Annotated in this window: 15 protein-coding genes; 9 read left to right on the forward strand and 6 right to left on the reverse strand. The window is 67.7% G+C overall.

From position 1 onward, the window contains the following. The 8 genes from nosZ to ACJ7IV_RS15845 all read left to right on the forward strand — a co-directional run bounded on the left by nosZ (window position 1) and on the right by ACJ7IV_RS15845 (window position 7,364). Window positions 1–1,896, forward strand: coding sequence for a TAT-dependent nitrous-oxide reductase (gene nosZ, locus ACJ7IV_RS15810; protein ID WP_483865181.1), 1,896 nt, complete (start codon window positions 1–3; stop codon window positions 1,894–1,896). Between the two features lie 55 nt (window positions 1,897–1,951). Further along, window positions 1,952–3,283 carry a nitrous oxide reductase family maturation protein NosD gene (locus ACJ7IV_RS15815; RefSeq protein ID WP_483865182.1) on the forward strand — a complete coding sequence of 444 codons (1,332 nt, stop codon included), beginning with the start codon at window positions 1,952–1,954 and terminating at the stop codon, window positions 3,281–3,283. Beyond that, window positions 3,280–4,224: an ABC transporter ATP-binding protein gene (locus tag ACJ7IV_RS15820; protein WP_483865183.1), complete on the forward strand. Its 945-nt coding sequence runs from the start codon at window positions 3,280–3,282 to the stop codon at window positions 4,222–4,224. Before ACJ7IV_RS15815 ends, ACJ7IV_RS15820 begins: the two co-directional genes overlap by 4 nt. Beyond that, a complete protein-coding gene (locus ACJ7IV_RS15825) occupies window positions 4,221–5,045 on the forward strand; it encodes an ABC transporter permease (RefSeq protein WP_483865184.1) in 825 nt (274 codons plus the stop codon). Before ACJ7IV_RS15820 ends, ACJ7IV_RS15825 begins: the two co-directional genes overlap by 4 nt. Window positions 5,046–5,086: 41 nt before the next feature. Continuing rightward, entirely contained in the window at window positions 5,087–5,662 is a 576-nt protein-coding gene (locus ACJ7IV_RS15830; RefSeq protein WP_483865185.1) for a nitrous oxide reductase accessory protein NosL, read from the forward strand. 65 nt (window positions 5,663–5,727) lie between these two features. Next, complete coding sequence (locus tag ACJ7IV_RS15835) at window positions 5,728–6,279, forward strand: hypothetical protein (RefSeq protein ID WP_483865186.1); 552 nt, start codon at window positions 5,728–5,730, stop codon at window positions 6,277–6,279. A gap of 78 nt (window positions 6,280–6,357) precedes the next feature. Further along, the gene (locus ACJ7IV_RS15840) at window positions 6,358–6,951 is read left to right on the forward strand and encodes a peptidylprolyl isomerase (RefSeq protein ID WP_483865187.1); all 594 of its coding nucleotides are present in this window, start codon (window positions 6,358–6,360) and stop codon (window positions 6,949–6,951) included. A gap of 47 nt (window positions 6,952–6,998) precedes the next feature. Further along, window positions 6,999–7,364, forward strand: coding sequence for a DUF6164 family protein (locus ACJ7IV_RS15845; protein WP_483865188.1), 366 nt, complete (start codon window positions 6,999–7,001; stop codon window positions 7,362–7,364). An 89-nt stretch (window positions 7,365–7,453) separates the two neighbouring features. Here ACJ7IV_RS15845 and ahpF read toward each other — a convergent pair whose 3' ends face one another. The 6 genes from ahpF to ACJ7IV_RS15875 all read right to left on the reverse strand — a co-directional run bounded on the left by ahpF (window position 7,454) and on the right by ACJ7IV_RS15875 (window position 13,341). After that, window positions 7,454–9,007, reverse strand: a complete 1,554-nt coding sequence (ahpF, locus tag ACJ7IV_RS15850; RefSeq protein WP_483865189.1) for an alkyl hydroperoxide reductase subunit F — start codon at window positions 9,005–9,007, stop codon at window positions 7,454–7,456. Window positions 9,008–9,177: 170 nt separating this feature from the next. After that, window positions 9,178–9,741, reverse strand: a complete 564-nt coding sequence (gene ahpC, locus ACJ7IV_RS15855; protein WP_161431864.1) for an alkyl hydroperoxide reductase subunit C — start codon at window positions 9,739–9,741, stop codon at window positions 9,178–9,180. Window positions 9,742–9,876: 135 nt separating this feature from the next. Beyond that, window positions 9,877–10,281, reverse strand: a complete 405-nt coding sequence (locus ACJ7IV_RS15860; protein ID WP_483865190.1) for a ribonucleotide reductase subunit alpha — start codon at window positions 10,279–10,281, stop codon at window positions 9,877–9,879. Window positions 10,282–10,410: 129 nt separating this feature from the next. Continuing rightward, entirely contained in the window at window positions 10,411–11,451 is a 1,041-nt protein-coding gene (locus tag ACJ7IV_RS15865; RefSeq protein ID WP_483865191.1) for a proline racemase family protein, read from the reverse strand. Beyond that, entirely contained in the window at window positions 11,448–12,638 is a 1,191-nt protein-coding gene (locus ACJ7IV_RS15870; protein ID WP_483865192.1) for an alcohol dehydrogenase catalytic domain-containing protein, read from the reverse strand. The genes ACJ7IV_RS15865 and ACJ7IV_RS15870 overlap by 4 nt, the downstream gene beginning before the upstream one ends. 175 nt (window positions 12,639–12,813) lie before the next feature. Beyond that, window positions 12,814–13,341 (reverse strand): HPP family protein, encoded by a 528-nt coding sequence (locus ACJ7IV_RS15875; protein WP_483866605.1) that lies wholly within the window; start codon window positions 13,339–13,341, stop codon window positions 12,814–12,816. Between the two features lie 438 nt (window positions 13,342–13,779). On the opposite strand from ACJ7IV_RS15875, the gene putA reads away from it, so the two are divergent. Beyond that, window positions 13,780–17,445 carry a bifunctional proline dehydrogenase/L-glutamate gamma-semialdehyde dehydrogenase PutA gene (gene putA / locus ACJ7IV_RS15880; RefSeq protein WP_483865193.1) on the forward strand — a complete coding sequence of 1,222 codons (3,666 nt, stop codon included), beginning with the start codon at window positions 13,780–13,782 and terminating at the stop codon, window positions 17,443–17,445. The last annotated feature ends 75 nt before the right edge of the window (window positions 17,446–17,520 follow it).

Below are 17,520 nucleotides of genomic sequence, written 5' to 3' on the forward strand. Positions count from 1 at the left end.
ATGAGTGACAAGAAGAAAACGATCGAGAATCTCGGACGCCGCCACTTCCTGCGCAATAGCGCGGTGACCGGCGTGGCCGGGGCGGGCCTGGCCGGTGGCTTCGGCGCCGGCACCCTGCTCGGCGGCAGCGGCAAGGCCCAGGCCGCCGGCGAGAGCGGCATCGAGGTCGCCCCGGGCGAGCTCGACGAGTACTACGGCTTCTGGAGCGGCGGCCAGTCCGGCGAGGTACGCGTACTGGGCATCCCCTCCATGCGCGAGCTGATGCGCATCCCGGTGTTCAACCAGGAGGGGGCCACCGGCTGGGGGATCACCAACGAGTCCAGGCGCATCCTCGGCGACTCGGTCAAGTTTCTCAACGGTGACTCCCACCACCCGCACATCTCCATGACCGATGGCAGCTACGACGGCAAGTATCTGTTCATCAACGACAAGGCCAACACCCGGGTGGCGCGCATCCGTCTCGACATCATGAAGACGGACAAGATCACCACCGTGCCTAACGTCCAGGCGATCCACGGCCTGCGCCTGCAGAAGGTGCCGCACACCAAGTACGTGTTCGCCAACGCCGAGTTCCCCATCCCCCATCACGACGACGACATCGTCAACGACGGCCGCGGCATGGAGAACCCGGAGGGCTACTACACCATGTTCAACGGCATCGACGCCGAGAGCATGGAGGTGGCCTGGCAGGTGATCGTCGACGGCAACCTCGACAACACCGATGCCGACTACACCGGGCGCTTCGTGGCCTCGACCTGCTACAACTCCGAGAAGGGCATGACCCTGGCCGACACCATGCGCGCCGAGCGCGACTGGGTGGTAGTGTTCGACGTCGAGGCGATCGAGGCCGCCGTGGAAGCCGGCGACTTCAAGACTCTGGGCGACAGCGAAGTGCCGGTGGTCGACGGCCGCAAGGGCTCCAAGCTGACCCGCTACATCCCGGTGCCCAAGAACCCCCACGGCCTCAACACCTCGCCGGACGGCAAGTATTTCATCGCCAACGGCAAGCTCTCCCCGACCTGCTCGATCATCGCCATCGACAAGCTGCCCGAGGTGTTCGATGATTCCATCGAGCCGCGTGACGCCGTGGTCGGTGAGCCGGAGCTGGGCCTGGGGCCGCTGCACACCACCTTCGACGGCCGCGGCAATGCCTACACCACCCTGTTCATCGACAGCCAGATCGCCAAGTGGAACATCGAGGACGCCATCCGCGCCTACAACGGCGAGGAGGTGAACTACCTGCGCCAGAAGCTCGACGTCCACTACCAGCCGGGGCACAACCACGCCAGTCTCACCGAGACCAAGGATGCCGACGGCAAGTGGCTGGTGGTGCTCTCCAAGTTCTCCAAGGACCGCTTCCTGCCGGTGGGCCCGCTGCGCCCGGAGAACGACCAGCTGATCGATATCTCCGGCGAGGAGATGAAGCTGGTCCACGACGGCCCCGCCTTCGCCGAGCCCCACGATTGCATCCTGGTGCGCGCCGACCAGATCAACCCCAAGAAGGTCTGGGACCGCGATGACCCCTTCTTCGCCGAGACCGTGGCCATGGCCAAGGAGGACGGCGTCACCCTGGAGACCGACAACAAGATCGTGCGTGACGGTAACCAGGTACGCGTCTACATGACCTCGGTGGCACCGCAGTTCGGGATCACCGAGTTCAAGGTCAAGCAGGGCGACGAGGTCACGGTGGTGGTCACCAACCTCGACCAGGTGGAGGACGTCACCCACGGCTTCACCATGACCAACCACGGCGTGGCCATGGAGGTCAGCCCGCAGCAGACCGCCAGCGTCACCTTCACCGCCGACAAGCCCGGGGTGCACTGGTACTACTGCCAGTGGTTCTGTCATGCCATGCACATGGAGATGACCGGCCGCATGCTGGTCGAGAAGGCCTGATAGCACCCATCGGGGCCGGGCAGACGCTCGGCCCCGCTTCTTTCTGGAGAGATGCATGACCCGACGACAGCCTCGCGTCGTCCCCCGACTGATTCCTGCCGCCTGGCTGCTCCTGTGGCTGCCGGGCGGCCTGCTGGCCGCCGACCTGACGGCCACGCCCGGCGAGCCGCTGCAGCCGCTGATCGAGCGGGCCGAGGGCGGCGACCGCCTGATCCTGCCTGAAGGACGCTACCCCGGCCCCCTGGTCATCGACCGCACCCTCACCCTCTCGGGCGAAGGCGGTGCAGTGATCGACGGCGGCGGCGAGGGCCACGCCGTGGTGCTGGATGCCCCGGACATCGTGATCGAGGGCGTGACCATCGAGAACTGGGGCACCAACCTCACCGACATGGATGCCGGCCTCTTCGTCGAGGAGAGCGCCGCCGGCAGCGTGATCCGCGACTCACGCCTCGAAGGCCCCGGCTTCGGCATCTGGCTCGACGCCGTCAGCGACGTCCAGGTGCTCGACAACGTGATCCGCGGCGACACCACGCTGCGCTCCCAGGATCGCGGCAACGGCGTGCACCTGTTCAACTCCCGCAATGTGCGGGTAGAGGGCAACGACATCCGTCACACCCGCGACGGCATCTATATCGACACCACCAGCCAGAGCCTGCTGCGCGGCAACCATATGCAGGCGCTGCGCTACGGCGTGCACTACATGTACGCCTACGACAACCGCGTGGAGGGCAACACCACCCGCGATACCCGCACCGGCTACGCGCTGATGCAGTCCAAGCGCCTCGAGGTGATCGGCAACCGCTCGGAAGGTGATCGCAACTACGGCATCCTGATGAACAACATCACCGACTCGACGCTGCGCGGCAACCACATCAGCGGGGCCTATCAGCGCCGCGATGCCCAGGGCAAGGGGCTGGTCAGCGGCGCGGAGGGCAAGGCGCTGTTCGTCTACAACGCCCAGTACAATCGCTTCGAGGCCAACCGCCTGACCGGGAGCGATATCGGCATCCATCTCACCGCCGGCTCCGAGGACAACGAGCTGGTGGGCAACGCCTTCGTCGACAACCGCCAGCAGGTGATGTACGTGGCCACCCGGGCCCAGGAGTGGTCCGAGGCGGGACGCGGCAACTACTGGAGCGACTACCTGGGCTGGGACCTCGACGGCGACGGCGTGGGCGACACTCCCTATGAACCCAACGATGCCATGGATCGCCTGCTGTGGCGCTACCCGGTGGCGCGGCTGCTGATGCACAGCCCCGCGGTGCTGGCACTGCGCTGGGTGCAGCGCCAGTTCCCGGTCTTCCGCCCCCAGGGGGTCAAGGACAGCCATCCGCTGATGAACGAACCCGACCTGAACCGACCCGACATGGGAGACGCCGACGCATGACCGCGGTAATCGATTTCCAGGGCGTCACCCGCCGCGACGGCGGCCTGGTGCGCCTCGATACCCTCGACCTTCGAGTGAACGAGGGCGAGGTACTGGCCCTGCTGGGCCACAACGGCGCCGGCAAGACCACCACCATGCACCTGATCCTCGGGCTGCTCTCGCCAAGCGAAGGGCGTGTGGCGGTCCTCGGCGGCGCCCCCGACGGCACCCATGCCGAGACGCTGCGCCGCCGCCTGGGCTACCTGCCCGAGAACGTCAGCTTCTACGAGCAGTTGAGCGGCCGGGAGGTGCTCGACTACTTCGCCCGCCTCAAGCGAGTCGACCACGGCCAGGTGGGCGAGCTGCTGGAGCGGGTCGGCCTCGGCCATGCCGCCCACCGCCGGGTGAAGACCTACTCCAAGGGCATGCGCCAGCGCCTGGGCCTGGCCCAGGCGCTGCTCGGCGACCCTCGCCTGCTGCTGCTCGACGAGCCCACCACCGGCCTCGACCCGGCCGCCACCCGCGACTTCTACGACACCGTGCGCGGCCTGCGCGAGCGCGGCTGCACGGTGCTGCTCTCCTCCCATGTGCTGCCCGGGGTGGAGCCCTATATCGACCGCGCGCTGATTCTCGGCGGCGGCAAGCGCCTGGCGCTAGGCAGCCTGGCGGAGCTGCGCGAGGAGGCCGCGCTGCCGATCACCGTGCGCGCCCGGAGCCACGCCGGCGATCGCGACCTCGCCAAGCGCCTGGCCGGCTGGGATGACCCGCGTATCGCGACCGCCGCCCTCAACGGCCATGAGGTGGCACTGACGGTACCGCCGGATGCCAAGCTCGCCGTATTGCGCCGACTCACCGACACCGCCGGGGTCGAGGACATCGAGCTGCTGCCGCCGACCCTGGAGCACCTCTACACCCACTTCTCCGCCAGCCTCTCGCCCGCGCAACGAGGAGACGCCGAATGAACGCCATCCTGACCATCGCCGGCAAGGAGTTCCGCGACGGCCTGCGCAACCGCTGGGTGCTGGCCATCGCCCTGGTGCTCGCCTTCCTCGCGGTGGGTATCGCCTGGTTCGGCGCCGCCGCCAGCGGCGGCCTCGGCTTCACGTCGCTGGCCACCACCGTGGTCAGCCTAGCCACACTCGCGGTATTCCTGATCCCGCTGATCGCCCTGCTGCTGGCCTACGATGCCGTGGTCGGCGAACAGGAGGCGGGTACCCTGCTGCTGCTGCTCACCTACCCCATCAGCCGCACCCAGCTGCTGCTCGGCAAGTTCCTCGGCCACGGCCTGATCCTGGCCGCCGCCACGGCGCTGGGTTTCGGCATCGCCGGCGCGGTGATCGCGGTGGGTGCCGAGGGCGTGGCGCTGACCGAGCTGGCCGCCGGCATGGGCCTGCTGATCGGCAGCAGCATCCTGCTCGGCTGGGTGTTCATCGCCTTCGCCTATCTGATCAGCGTCTGGGTCACCGAGAAGGCCCGCGCCGCCGGCCTGGCGCTGGTGGTGTGGTTCCTGTTCGTGCTGGTCTTCGACCTGGGGCTGCTGGCCTTACTGGTCAGCGTCGAGCGGGGCGGCGACTGGCTGCCCTGGCTGCTGCTGCTCAACCCCACCGAATGCTTCCGCCTGATCAACCTGACCGGCTTCGAGGCCGCCCGCAGCTATACCGGGCTGACCTCCATCGCCGAGGGCAGTGCCTTCCGCCCCGTCATGGTCACCGCCATCCTGGTAGCCTGGATCCTGGTGCCCCTGGGCCTGGCGCTGCTGCGCTTCCGACGCCGCGCCGCCTGACCCGCTGCCGATTTTCCTAGCCACTCCCGTAGAGAGACCCCATGAAACGACTGCTCCTACCGCTGCTGCTGATGTCCACCCTGCTGCTCGCCGCCTGCGGCGAGTCCGAGCCCGAGGCGCTGGCCGCCGCCCAGCCCATCGAGGCCGGCGACAGCTGCCACGTCTGCGGCATGCTGATCAGTGAGCACCCCGGCCCCAAGGGCGAGGCCTTCATGGAGGCTCAGGGCGAGGCGCTGAAGTTCTGCTCTACCATGGACCTGTTCGCCTTCCTCAAGCAGCCCGAGAACGAGGCCCAGGTCTCCCACGCCTATGTGCATGACGTCGCCGCCGCGCCCTGGGCCACCCCCGACGACGAGGCCTTCGTGCTGGCCAGCGAAGCGATCTACGTGGTGGGTCACGACCAGCGCGGTGCCATGGGCCACACCCTGGCCTCGTTTGCCGAACAGGCCGATGCCGAGGCGTTCCGCGAGGAGCATGGCGGGGAGCTGGTCACCTTCGCCGAGATCGACATCGACCTGCTGGGTCGCCTGGGCCGCGGCGAGCTGGGTGGGGATATCGGTGGGGGCATGCCCATGGAGATGGGCGACGACATGGAAGGTATGCAGCATTCCCAGTAGCCCCTAGCTGCGCGACGGGGGGCGGCATGCTAGCCTCGGGCGCATCGTCCCCTCAGGAGCCCAGGATGCCAGCTCGCCTTCCCCATCTCGTTGCCGCCCTGGTCGGCCTGGCCCTGGCCTGGCCGGTTGCCGCGGTGCAGTTCAACGTCGCCGAGGTCGAGCGCCACGGCGCCTGGCAGTCGATGACTCTGAACCTCGGCGAGCAGCGCCTCTACCGCGCCCTGGAGGGCAGCACCTACGCCGACGCCCACTTCAGCGTCACCTTCACCCCCGGCGCCTGCGAGGCACCCTGGCTGGAGATGCGGGTCGACCTCGGCGAACGCCAGGCCGAGAGTCGCCTGGCCAACCGCGTGCCCGCCGACCTGCGGGTCGACGAGGCCACGATCCACTCGGGTCAGGCCGAGTTTCGCACCGAACGTGGCGACAGCGGTTTCTATGTGCAGTTCGACCTGCCGGAACAGCCGCTGCTGCTCGACGAGATGCGCCAGGGCGAGCTGCTGCGGCTGCGCCTGATGCGTGGTCCCGACGATCCCTGGTTCATGGTCTTCGCCCTCGACGGTGCCGTCGAGGCGATGGCGCGCGCCCGAAAGGCCTGCCGCTCCTCGAGCTCAGGATAAACGAGCACCCGCTGACAGCCGCCGCCCGGCGCCGTATGCTGGGCGCTGACTCCACTGACCTGCCCGGAAGGACTGCCCATGCGACGTCTCGCCCTTGCCCTGCTCACCGCCACCCCGCTGATCGCCACCCTGGCAAGCCCCACCTGGGCCCAGTCCACCGAACCCGATGTGGTGCTGCATACCAGTGAGGGTGCCATCGGCATCGAGCTCTTCGAGGAGCAGGCCCCACTGAGTGTCGAGAACTTCCTCGCCTACGCCGAGTCCGGCCACTACGACGGCACCCTCTTCCACCGGGTGATCGACGACTTCATGATCCAGGGCGGCGGCTTCGATAGCGACTTCAGCCAGAAATCCACCCGCGAGCCAATCCAGAACGAGGCCGACAATGGCCTCAAGAACCGCCGCGGCACCCTGGCCATGGCGCGGACCGGCGCCCCCCACTCGGCCACCGCCCAGTTCTTCATCAACGTCGCCGACAACGGCTTCCTCGACCATGTCAGCAAGCAGTCGGGCCAGACCTGGGGCTATGCGGTGTTCGGCCAGGTCGTCGAGGGCATGGAGGTGGTGGACGCCATCAAGCGCGTGCCCACCGGCAATCGCGGCCCGATGCAGAACGTGCCCGAGAGCGCAGTGGTGATCGAGCGCGCCGAAGTCCGCAGCGAGTCGCGCTGAGCGGGCCGGGCGTCGGCGCCACCGGCTGAGATAGAGAGGGAAGCGACTTGGCGACACTGCTGTTCGGACTGGGCAACGTACCCGAGGAAGAGGCCGAGGAGGTTCGCCGCCTGCTCGAGGAGCGCGGCTTCGACATCTTCGAGAGTCGGGCCGGCTTCTGGGGCCTGGGGGTGGCGGCCATCTGGCTGCGCAACCCGGACGAGTACCTGGCGGCCAGGGAGGCGCTGGATGCCTACCAGCAGGAGCTCGCCGAGCGGATGCGTGAGGAGCGCGATGCGCTGGCCGAGCGCGGAGCCGCACCGACCCTGTGGAGCCGCCTGCGACAGCACCCCGTGCGCGTGCTGCTGGTGGCCATGGCGGTGGCGTTGATCCTGATCCTTACCCTGCTGCCCTTCCTGGGCCTGATCGACTGACCCCACACACTGCAGCGCCCCCGCCGGGAAGACCGGCGGGGGCGCTGTCAGTCGGGGCGCCTCGGCGCCCAGGATCACTCGAACACGACTCAGCTGCGGATCAGGTGGTCGAAGGCGCCCAGGGCGGCCTTGGAACCCTCGCCCATGGCGATGACGATCTGCTTGTAGGGCACGGTGGTCACGTCGCCGGCGGCGAAGATGCCCGGCACGCTGGTCATGCTGCGGGCATCGACCACGATCTCGCCGCGCTCGGAGAGCTCGATGGGCGACTCCTTGAGCCACTCGGTATTGGGCACCAGGCCGATCTGCACGAAGACGCCCTGCAGATCGATCTTCTTGACCTCGCCGCTGGCCCGCTCCTCATAGGTGAGGCCGGTGACGCGCTTGCCGTCGCCGTTCACCTCGGTGGTGCGGGCACCGAGGATGATGTCGACATTGGGCAGGCTGCGCAGCTTCTTCTGCAGCACGGCATCGGCGCGCATCTCGTCCATGAACTCGATCAGGGTCACATGGCCGACGATGCCGGCCAGGTCGATGGCCGCCTCTACGCCGGAGTTGCCGCCGCCGATCACCGCCACGTGCTTGCCCTTGAACAGCGGACCGTCGCAGTGGGGGCAATAGGCCACGCCCTTGTTGCGGTAGTCGGCCTCACCGGGCACGCCCATCTCGCGCCAGCGGGCGCCGGTGGCCAGCACCAGGGTCTTCGCCTTGAGGCTGGCACCGGACTCGAACTGCACCTCGTGCTCCTCGCCGGGCCGGCCGGGCAGCAGCTTGACCGCCCGCTGCAGGTTCATGATGTCGACCTCGTACTCCTTGACGTGCTCCTCCAGCGCCGCGGCCAACTTGGGGCCCTCGGTGTGGGGCACGGAGATGAGGTTCTCGATGGCCATGGTGTCGAGTACCTGGCCGCCGAAGCGCTCGGCGGCAACACCCGTGCGGATGCCCTTGCGTGCGGCATAGACCGCCGCCGCGGCACCGGCTGGGCCACCGCCGATCATCAGGGTGTCGAAGGTCGGCTTCTCGCTGAGCTTGGCGGCCTCGCGCTCGGCGGCGCCGGTATCCACCTTGGCGAGTATCTGCTCCAGACTCATGCGGCCCTGGTCGAAGGGCTCGCCGTTGAGGTAGATGCTGGGCACCGACATCACCTGGCGCTCCTCCACCTCGTCCTTGAACAGCGCGCCATCGATGGCGACGTGGTGGACATCGGGGTTGAGGATCGCCATCAGGTTGAGCGCCTGGACCACGTCCGGGCAGTTCTGGCAGGAGAGCGAGAAGTAGGTCTCGAAGTGGAGCTCGCCCTCGAGGCCCTTGATCTGCTCGATCACCTCATCGGAGGCCTTGGGCGGATGGCCACCCACCTGCAGCAGCGCCAGCACCAGGGAGGTGAACTCGTGGCCCATGGGCAGGCCGGCGAAGACCACGCCGGTCTCCTCACCGGGGCGATTGATAGCGAAGGAGGGGCGGCGCGCGTCCTGGCCATCGAGCTTGAGGGTGATCTTATCGGTCAGGCCGACGATATCGGTCAGCAGGCCGTGCAGTTCCTTCGACTTGGCGCCGTCATCGAGGGACGCAACGATCTCGAAGGGCTGGGTGACCTTGGCCAGGTAGGCCTTGAGCTGAGTTTTCAGATTGTCGTCCAACATGACAGCGTGTTCCTTTCATGTTCGGGATTCGGGGTCACGAGGCAGCCGCGCCCTGCCGGTCGGGCAGCGCGGGAGGGGCTCGTGCGTCGGAATAGGGGCCCCGGGCGGGGGAAGGTGCCCGGGGCAGGGGCAGCGAGGCCCGGGGGCGGGGCCTCGCGGCAGGGACCGGCTTAGATCTTGCCGACCAGGTCCAGGGACGGAGACAGGGTCTCTTCGCCTTCTTCCCACTTGGCCGGGCAGACCTCGTTGGGGTTGGCACGCACGTACTGGGCGGCCTTGACCTTGCGCAGCAGCTCCTCGGCGTTACGGCCGATGTTGCCGGCGTTCAGCTCGACGATCTGGATCTTGCCGTCGGGGTCGACCACGAAGGTGCCACGCTCGGCGATGCCGTCTTCCTCGATCAGCACCTCGAAGTTGCGCGAGATGGTGTGGGTCGGGTCGGCCAGCATCGGGTAGGTCAGCTTGCCGATGGTCTCGGAGCTGTCGTGCCACGCCTTGTGGGTGAAGTGGGTGTCGGTGGAGACGCTGTAGATCTCGACGCCCAGCTTCTTGAACTCTTCGTAGTTGTCCTGCAGGTCGCCCAGCTCGGTGGGGCAGACGAAGGTGAAGTCGGCCGGGTAGAAGAAGAAGATGCTCCACTGGCCCTTCAGCTGCTCTTCGTTCAGCTCGACGAACTCGCCGTTGTGGTATGCGGTGGCCTTGAACGGCTTGACTTCGGTGTTCAGCAGGGACATTCGGTAATGCTCCTTTCGTCTTAAGTATGGGGATGTCTCGAGTACGGGGGCATGGTAGCCCGCATCGACTGATAGCGTAAATTGAATGGTGTCATCACCCTGATAATTCAACCCTATGGCGATGACGCTTCCATGTCAGCCGATGCGCACCGCCTCGCCCTGGCGGTCCAGCGCCAGGAACTGATCGACATTACCCATCTTCAGCGACTCCACCATGCGCTCGAGCTGCGCCTCGGCCTGCTCGGAAGCCGGCGCCTCGCTGCCGCGACCGGAGAGGGCGCCGACGAAGACGATGTCCCACTCGACGCCGGTGTTGCGCGACTCCGCCACCAGGGCGGCCATGTCGCTAAGCTCCTCGGGAATCTTGTCGACGCACAGCACCGGGGTGAGCACGCCGCCCTCGCCCTGCTCGAAGCGAGCACGCTGCTCGGCGGAGGGGTTGTCCGGCAGTTCGGCGCGGGTGAAGACGAACAGCAGGCGCTGGGCATCGGGCTGCAGGCGCGCCTCGCCCAGCAGGTCGGAAAAGTTGGTAATGGCCACGGTTAGCCTCCAGGGTCGGTCGAAAGAGGGTGAGTCAAAAGAAGAATGAGCGCCAGCCTGCCCCCTTTGGCGGCGACGCTCAAGGGGCAGGCGGGCGAATCGTCTCGGTCAAGATGGTGGGAGCAAGACTCAGCCGTGGCGGGCGCTGAGGATATGGTGCAGGCCGCCGCACTCCACCAGGGGGTCGTCGCAGTTGACCACCACCTCGGTGTGGCCCAGCACGTAGGCCTTGCCGGTGATGGTGTTCTCCACCACCGTGTGGGGCCCCTCCGCGTGGGTGCCGGTAAAGGTGCCGATGAAACCGGTCTCGCGCAGGGAGATGGTCTCCAGCCTGTCGCCGGGCTTGATAGTGCCCTCGTGGCGCATCAGCGCCAGGCGCGCCGAGGTACCGGTGCCGGTAGTGCTGCGGCAGATCACCCCGGGATGCACGTAGGTGGCCGAACGCGATCGGTAGAAGTCGTCGGCGACCTGCTCCACCGGCCCCATGAAGTGCAGGAAGGGCAGCGGGCCCACGTCACCCAGGGTGTAGTGGGAGAAGCCGCGCTCGGCCTGGATCGCCTCGACGATGCGGTGGGCGCACTCGGCGAGCTCGCGCTCCTCGTCGCGGTTGAGGTGGAAGCCGAGTTCGGTGGCGTCCACCAGGGCATAGAAGCCGCCGCTGTAGGCCACGCTGTAGGTGACCTCGCCCAGCCCCGGCACATGGATCGTCGCGCGGTAGGTGTCGATGTAGCTGGGCAGCCCCTCGCAGGTGATCGCCTCCACCACACCGTTCTCCACCCGCGCCTCGATGTTGACCCGCCCCGCCGGGGCCTCGAGCGTGAAGCGCTGGACGCCCTCCTGCTTGGGCACGATGCCCGCCTCGAGGACCGCGGTGGCGGTGCAGATGGTGTTGGAGCCGGAGTAGATGGGGTAGCCCATCACCTCCATGATGATGTAGCCGGCCGCGGCCTCGGGGTCGGTGGTGGGCACGATGAGGTCCACCGACATCTCCGGCACGCCGTAGGGCTCGAACAGCAGCAGTTTGCGCAGGCCGTCGGCGTCATCGCGCAGGTAGTGCATCTGGTCACGCACCGTGGCGCCGGGGAGGGGCTCGATGCCGCCGACCACGATGCGGCTGACGTCGCCGCCGGCGTGGGTATCCATCATCCTGAAGGTCAGCAGCTGGCTCATGGGCGCGGCTCCTGGCTGGCGGAGGAAGAGGCCAGGGCGAAGGGCGCACCGTGCTCGTCCCACTGGCTGTCGGGCACGATCACGATCTTGCCCAGGAAGTTGCTGCCGCGGCTGACGAAGTAGCGCTCGGCGGCGTGCAGGTCGGAGAGCGGGAAGGCGGCATGCAGCACCGGCCTGAGCTCGCCGGAACGGATCCAGGCGATCAGCTGCTCGGCCTCCTCGCGGGTGCCGTGGGAGACGCCGAAGATCTGCACCTGGTAGAGATAGATGCGCGTCCACAGGATCTCCGAGATGTTGCCGCCGCTGGCGCCGGCGATGGAGAGCCGCGGGTAGCTGGTGCGCGCCTTCATGTCCTGGATCATGGTGTCGATGAAGCAGTCGGTCATCTCGCCGCCGACCAGGTCCATCACCGCGTCAATGGGCGCGCCGCCGGTGGCCGCGAGCACCCGCTCGGCGAAGCCGTCGAGGTCACCCCGGTCGATCACCGCCTCGGCGCCCAGCGCCTTGAGCGCTGCGGCCTTCTCCGGCTGGCTCACCGCGTAGGGAATCGCGCCGACGATGCGACACAGCTGGATCAGTGCGGTGCCGACCCCGCCACTGGCGCCGCTGACCAGTACCCGCTCACCGGCGGCCACTCCCGCCGAGGTCATCATATGGTAGGCGGTCTGGTAGGAGCACATGCCCAGGGCAGCGAGCTCGGCATCGCTGAGCTCGGGGTTGGGCACGTGGTGGAACTGATCGGAGGGCACGGCGACGTACTCGGCGAAGCCGCCGTCGGCACCGTGGCCGTAGTAGTCCGGGGTCAGGTTGATGTCACGGCGAGCGTCCGGGTAGAGGTTGAAGTCGAGCAGGCCGCGCTCGCCGAGGCGGGCCGGATCGACCCCCTCGCCCACCGCCACCACCCGACCGGCGATGTCGGCGCCCTGGATGCGCGGGAAGGTCAGGGTCGGCTCGCCGCCCATGGCGAAGGAGGTCACCTCGCCCTTCTTCACCGGGTAGAGCCCCTCGCGGGCCTTGCGGTCGGTGTTGTTCTTGGCGGTGGCCGTGACCCGCACCAGCACCTCGCCGGGCCCCGGTTGCGGGGTCGGCACGTCGTCACGATAGACCAGCTTGTCGACGTCGCCATGGCCGGTCAGCAGCATGGCCGACATGGTGGCGGGAACGGTCGCGTCTGGGGGATTCGCCATCTGCTGCCTCCTGTGTGGGGCCGCCGGCGGCGTGCCGGCGGCGTGGATTGTGCACGAGACGATAGCAGAAGCCCCCCGGCGCTACCGAGCCCCTGCGGGGCCGAATCGGGGAGAAATCCTTTCCGTTTTCGCGGGGAGAAAGTTGCGGTTTTTCCTGCTCTGCTTTCCTGACCCCCTACCAGTGCAGCGGATAGCGGCGATGGCGGGCCAGGTTGTTCACCAGCACGGCCACCGCCAGCATGATGGCGCAGCCGATGCCGATGGGCATCAGCGGATACCACCAGCCCAGCCCGGTGATCTCCGGGCCGCCGATCACCGCCACCAGGGCTGCCGCGGCACCGGGCGGGTGGACGCTGTGGGTCAGCTGCATCAGCAGGATGGAGAGCGATACCGCCAGGGTCACGGCGAGCGGCGTGGCACCCAGCAGTTGGAAGCAGGCGACCCCCGCCACCGCCGAGAGCAGGCTACCCAGCAGCACGTTGCGCGGCTGGGCGAAGGGACTCTCCGGGGCCGCATAGAGCAGCACCGAGGTGGCGCCGAAGGACGCCACGATCAGCAGGTGCTGGGAGAGCCAGTGGGCGCTGAGCCAGCAGATCGCCCCCATGCCGACCACGGCCCCCAGCCATGACCAGAGGGCATCACCGAGATCGAGCCTATCGCGTTGCAGGCGCTCACCGCGCATCTTTCCCAGATAAGTCTTCATCATCCCTGAATCGTTGAGCGTGAGCGGAGGAGTCTGCCAAGACATACAACGATATAAAAGACAATATTTTTTATAACAACATGAATGGTTTTTGATCCAGATCATTACACCCTTGCCCTCAAGGGCTACAGACGGAAATCATGATCTCGATCAAGTCTCCAGGAAAGCAAGAAACATGGCCCGCCAGGCTCCGACTCGCGACTCCTGGCCCGGTACTCCCCGACATCCGGGCGCGGCATCCTATAGCCTCTTTCCGCTTCCCGGCCGATGATCGCTGGCCACTCGGGTGCCCTGCCAGCGTCCGTTGACAAAGTGTCCATAGCCAAGCGGCGCAACTCCACTGCCGACGCCTACGCTGAGTGAATGCCTTCTTCCATGCGAAGGCATCCGTGCCTGTGCATCCACGATGCGTTTCGAGTAGCGAAAGGGTAATCGAACATGAACGAAGCCAACCTTCACCCGCATGACGCCGTGAACGAGCATCGGGCACGCATCCGCGCCAACTACGCGGCCGATGAGGCAGCGGTCCTGAGAGAACTCGTCGGACAGATCAAGCTGTCGGAGGGGGAGCGCCGCCGGGTGGCCGATGCCGGCGCGAACTATGTGGAGCGCGTGCGCAGGGAGACCTCTCCCTCGATGATGGAGGCGTTCCTGGCAGAGTACGGGCTCTCGACCGCCGAGGGGGTCGGCCTGATGTGCCTGGCCGAGGCGCTGCTGCGCGTGCCCGATGCCGAGACCATCGACGACCTCATTCATGACAAGATCGAGCCCTCCGACTGGGGCGCACACCTGGGCAAGTCGTCGTCATCGATGGTCAACGCCTCGACCTGGGCGCTGATGCTGACCGGCAAGGTGCTGGACGACGACCCCAAGGGGCCGGTGCGGGCGCTGCGCGGCCTGGTGCGCCGCATGGGTGAACCGGTGGTGCGTACCGCGGTCGGCCAGTCGATGAAGATCCTGGGTCGCCAGTTCGTGCTCGGCCAGACCATCGAGGAGGGCATGAAGAATGCCCGCGAGCTCGAGAAGCAGGGCTATACCTACTCCTACGACATGCTGGGCGAGGCGGCCCGCACCGATGCCGACGCGGTCCGCTATCACCAGGCCTACGCCAGGGCGATCACCGCCATTGCCAAGCAGGCCAAGGGCGACGTGCGCGGCAGCCCCGGCATCTCGGTGAAGCTCTCGGCGCTACACCCGCGCTATGAATATACCCACCGCGACACGGTCATGGCGGAACTCGTGCCGCGCGCGCTGGAACTGGCACAGCAGGCGGCCCGGGCCAATATCGGCTTCAATATCGATGCCGAGGAGCAGGACCGGCTCGACCTGTCCCTCGACGTCATCGAGGCGCTGCTGGCTGACCCCGAGCTCGCCGGCTGGGATGGCTTCGGGGTCGTGGTGCAGGCCTACGGGCGCCGCGCCGCGCCGGTGATCGAGGCGCTCTACGACCTCGCCGAACGATTCGACCGGCGGATCATGGTGCGACTGGTCAAGGGCGCCTACTGGGACACCGAGATCAAGCTCTCCCAGGAGATGGGGGTCGAGACCTTTCCCGTCTTCACCCGCAAGGTCAACACCGACGTCAGCTACATGGCCTGCGCGCAGATGCTGCTCGACCGGCGTGATCGCATCTACCCGCAGTTCGCGACCCACAACGCCCATACCTGCGCCGCCATCGTGGCCATGGCGGGTGAGGACAAGGACAGCTACGAGTTCCAGCGCCTCCACGGCATGGGCGAATCGCTGCACCATATCGTCAAGCAGTCGGAAGGCACGCATTGTCGGCTCTACGCCCCGGTGGGTGCTCACCGCGACCTGCTGGCCTACCTGGTACGCCGCCTGCTCGAGAATGGCGCGAACTCCTCGTTCGTGAACCAGGTGGTGGACGACTCGATTCCCGCCAGCGAGGTCGCCAAGGACCCGGTGGCGGGGATGCAGCAGCTGGGTGAGGCCATCGCCAGCCCCCTGATCCGCCAGCCCGGGGAGCTCTTCGCTCCCGAACGCCAGAACTCCCGCGGCTACCGGATCAACGAGCCCGCCTCGATCCTGCCGCTGCTGGCAGCGCGCGAGAAGTTCGCCGATGCCACCTGGAGCGCCGGTCCCATGCTGGCGGGCAACCCGGCACCCCGTGGCGAGGCCAGGGAAGTCGTCTCCCCCGCCGACGGCTCACGGGTGGCCGGCAAGGTGTCTGAAGCGACTCCGGAGGAGGTCGCGGCCGCGCTGGACGCCGCCGAGGAGGGCTTCCGCGAGTGGTCGGCACGGCCGGTGGCCGAGCGGGCCGAGGTGCTGCGGCGCACCGCCGACCTCTACGAGAAACACATCGCCGAGCTGACGGTGATCTGCACCCGCGAGGCGGGGAAGATGCTCTTCGACGGCATCGCCGAGGTACGTGAGGCGGTGGATTTCCTGCGCTACTACGCCAACGAGGGCGAGCGGCTGGAGGCCGAGGAGCCCGGCAAGGCTCGCGGCATCTTCGTCTGCATCAGCCCGTGGAACTTTCCGCTGGCCATCTTCACCGGCCAGATCGCCGCAGCGCTGGCGGCTGGTAACGCCGTACTCGCCAAGCCTGCCGAACAGACGCCGCTGATCGCCGCCCGTGCCATCGAGCTGATGCGCGAGGCGGGCCTGCCCGAGGCGGCGCTGCAGCTGCTCCCCGGTGACGGTCCGACGGTGGGCGGCCCGCTGACCAGCGATGCCCGCATCGCCGGCGTCTGTTTCACCGGCTCGACTCCCGTAGCGCAGATCATCCACAAGGCACTCGCCCAGAATGCGGGGCCGGATGCGGTGCTGATCGCCGAAACCGGCGGGCTGAACGCCATGATCGTGGACTCCACGGCGCTGACCGAGCAGGCGGTGCGCGACATCCTGATCTCCTCCTTCCAGTCGGCCGGTCAGCGCTGCTCGGCACTCAGAATGCTCTACGTCCAGGAGGAGGCGCGCGAGCGCCTGCTCCATATGCTCGATGGCGCCATGGACGCCCTTACCATCGGCGACCCCTGGAATACCGACACCGACGTCTCGCCGGTGATCGACGCCGAGGCTCAGGCCGACATCAACGACTATGTCGCAACCCAGGAGAAGGCCGGCAAGGTACTGAAGAAACTGGCCGCACCGGACGTCGGCACCTTCGTCACCCCCGCGGTGGTCGAGGTGGGGGGCATCGAGGACCTCGAGCGCGAGATCTTCGGCCCGGTGCTCCATGTGGCCACCTTCAAGGCGCGCGACATCGACAAGGTGGTCGACGCCATCAACGACCGGGGATATGGACTGACCTTCGGCCTACATACCCGCATCGACGACCGCGTGCAACAGATCGTCGAACGCATCCATGTCGGCAATATCTACGTCAATCGCAACCAGATCGGCGCCATCGTCGGCTCCCAGCCCTTCGGGGGCGAGGGCCTCTCGGGCACCGGGCCCAAGGCCGGCGGTCCACTGTATGTCACCCGCTTCCGGCGCACCGCCGACCCGGAGAGCCACGCCGCCCCGCAGGGGAGTGCCGTGACACTCGGCGATCTCCAGGCAGCCCTCGACGGGCTGGATGCACGCAACTGGGCGGCGCGGCCCGATCGGGTCGAGGTGCTGCGACGCGCGCTCTCCGGCAAGGGCGGCGTGATCCGCAAGGCGCTCGCCGAGACGGCGGCCCTAGACATGACGCCGCAGACCCTACCGGGACCCACGGGGGAGAGTAACCGTCTGGCGATGTACCCCAAGGGCCCGGTACTCTGCCTCGGGCCGACGCTGGACATCGCCATGGCCCAGGCGGTGCAGGCACTCGGGGCGGGCTGCCCGGCGCTGCTTGTCGCCCCGGGCGCGGCGCAGGCCTTGCAGCCTCTGATCGATGCCGGTGCGCCCGTGGCCGCCCTCGACGGCAGTATCGAGGCGGATATGCTGACCGCGATCACGGGTGTCGAGGCGGTGGCCGCGGCCGGCGCCAGCGACTGGACCCGCAAGCTGCGCCTGGCGCTGGCCTCCCGCGAGGGGGCCATCGTACCCCTGGAGACCCAGACCATCGCCCCGGAGCGCTATGTGGTGGAGCGCCATCTGTGCATCGACACCACCGCCGCAGGTGGCAACGCCAGCCTGCTGGCGACCGCAGAGTAGGCGCGCGGCCCCCGCCGGGAGGGACCCGCCACGCGGTGGGGGCACGATCTGGGCACAGCTACGAAAAAGGGCCTA

The sequence above is a fragment of the Halomonas sp. C10-5 genome (assembly GCF_057169305.1).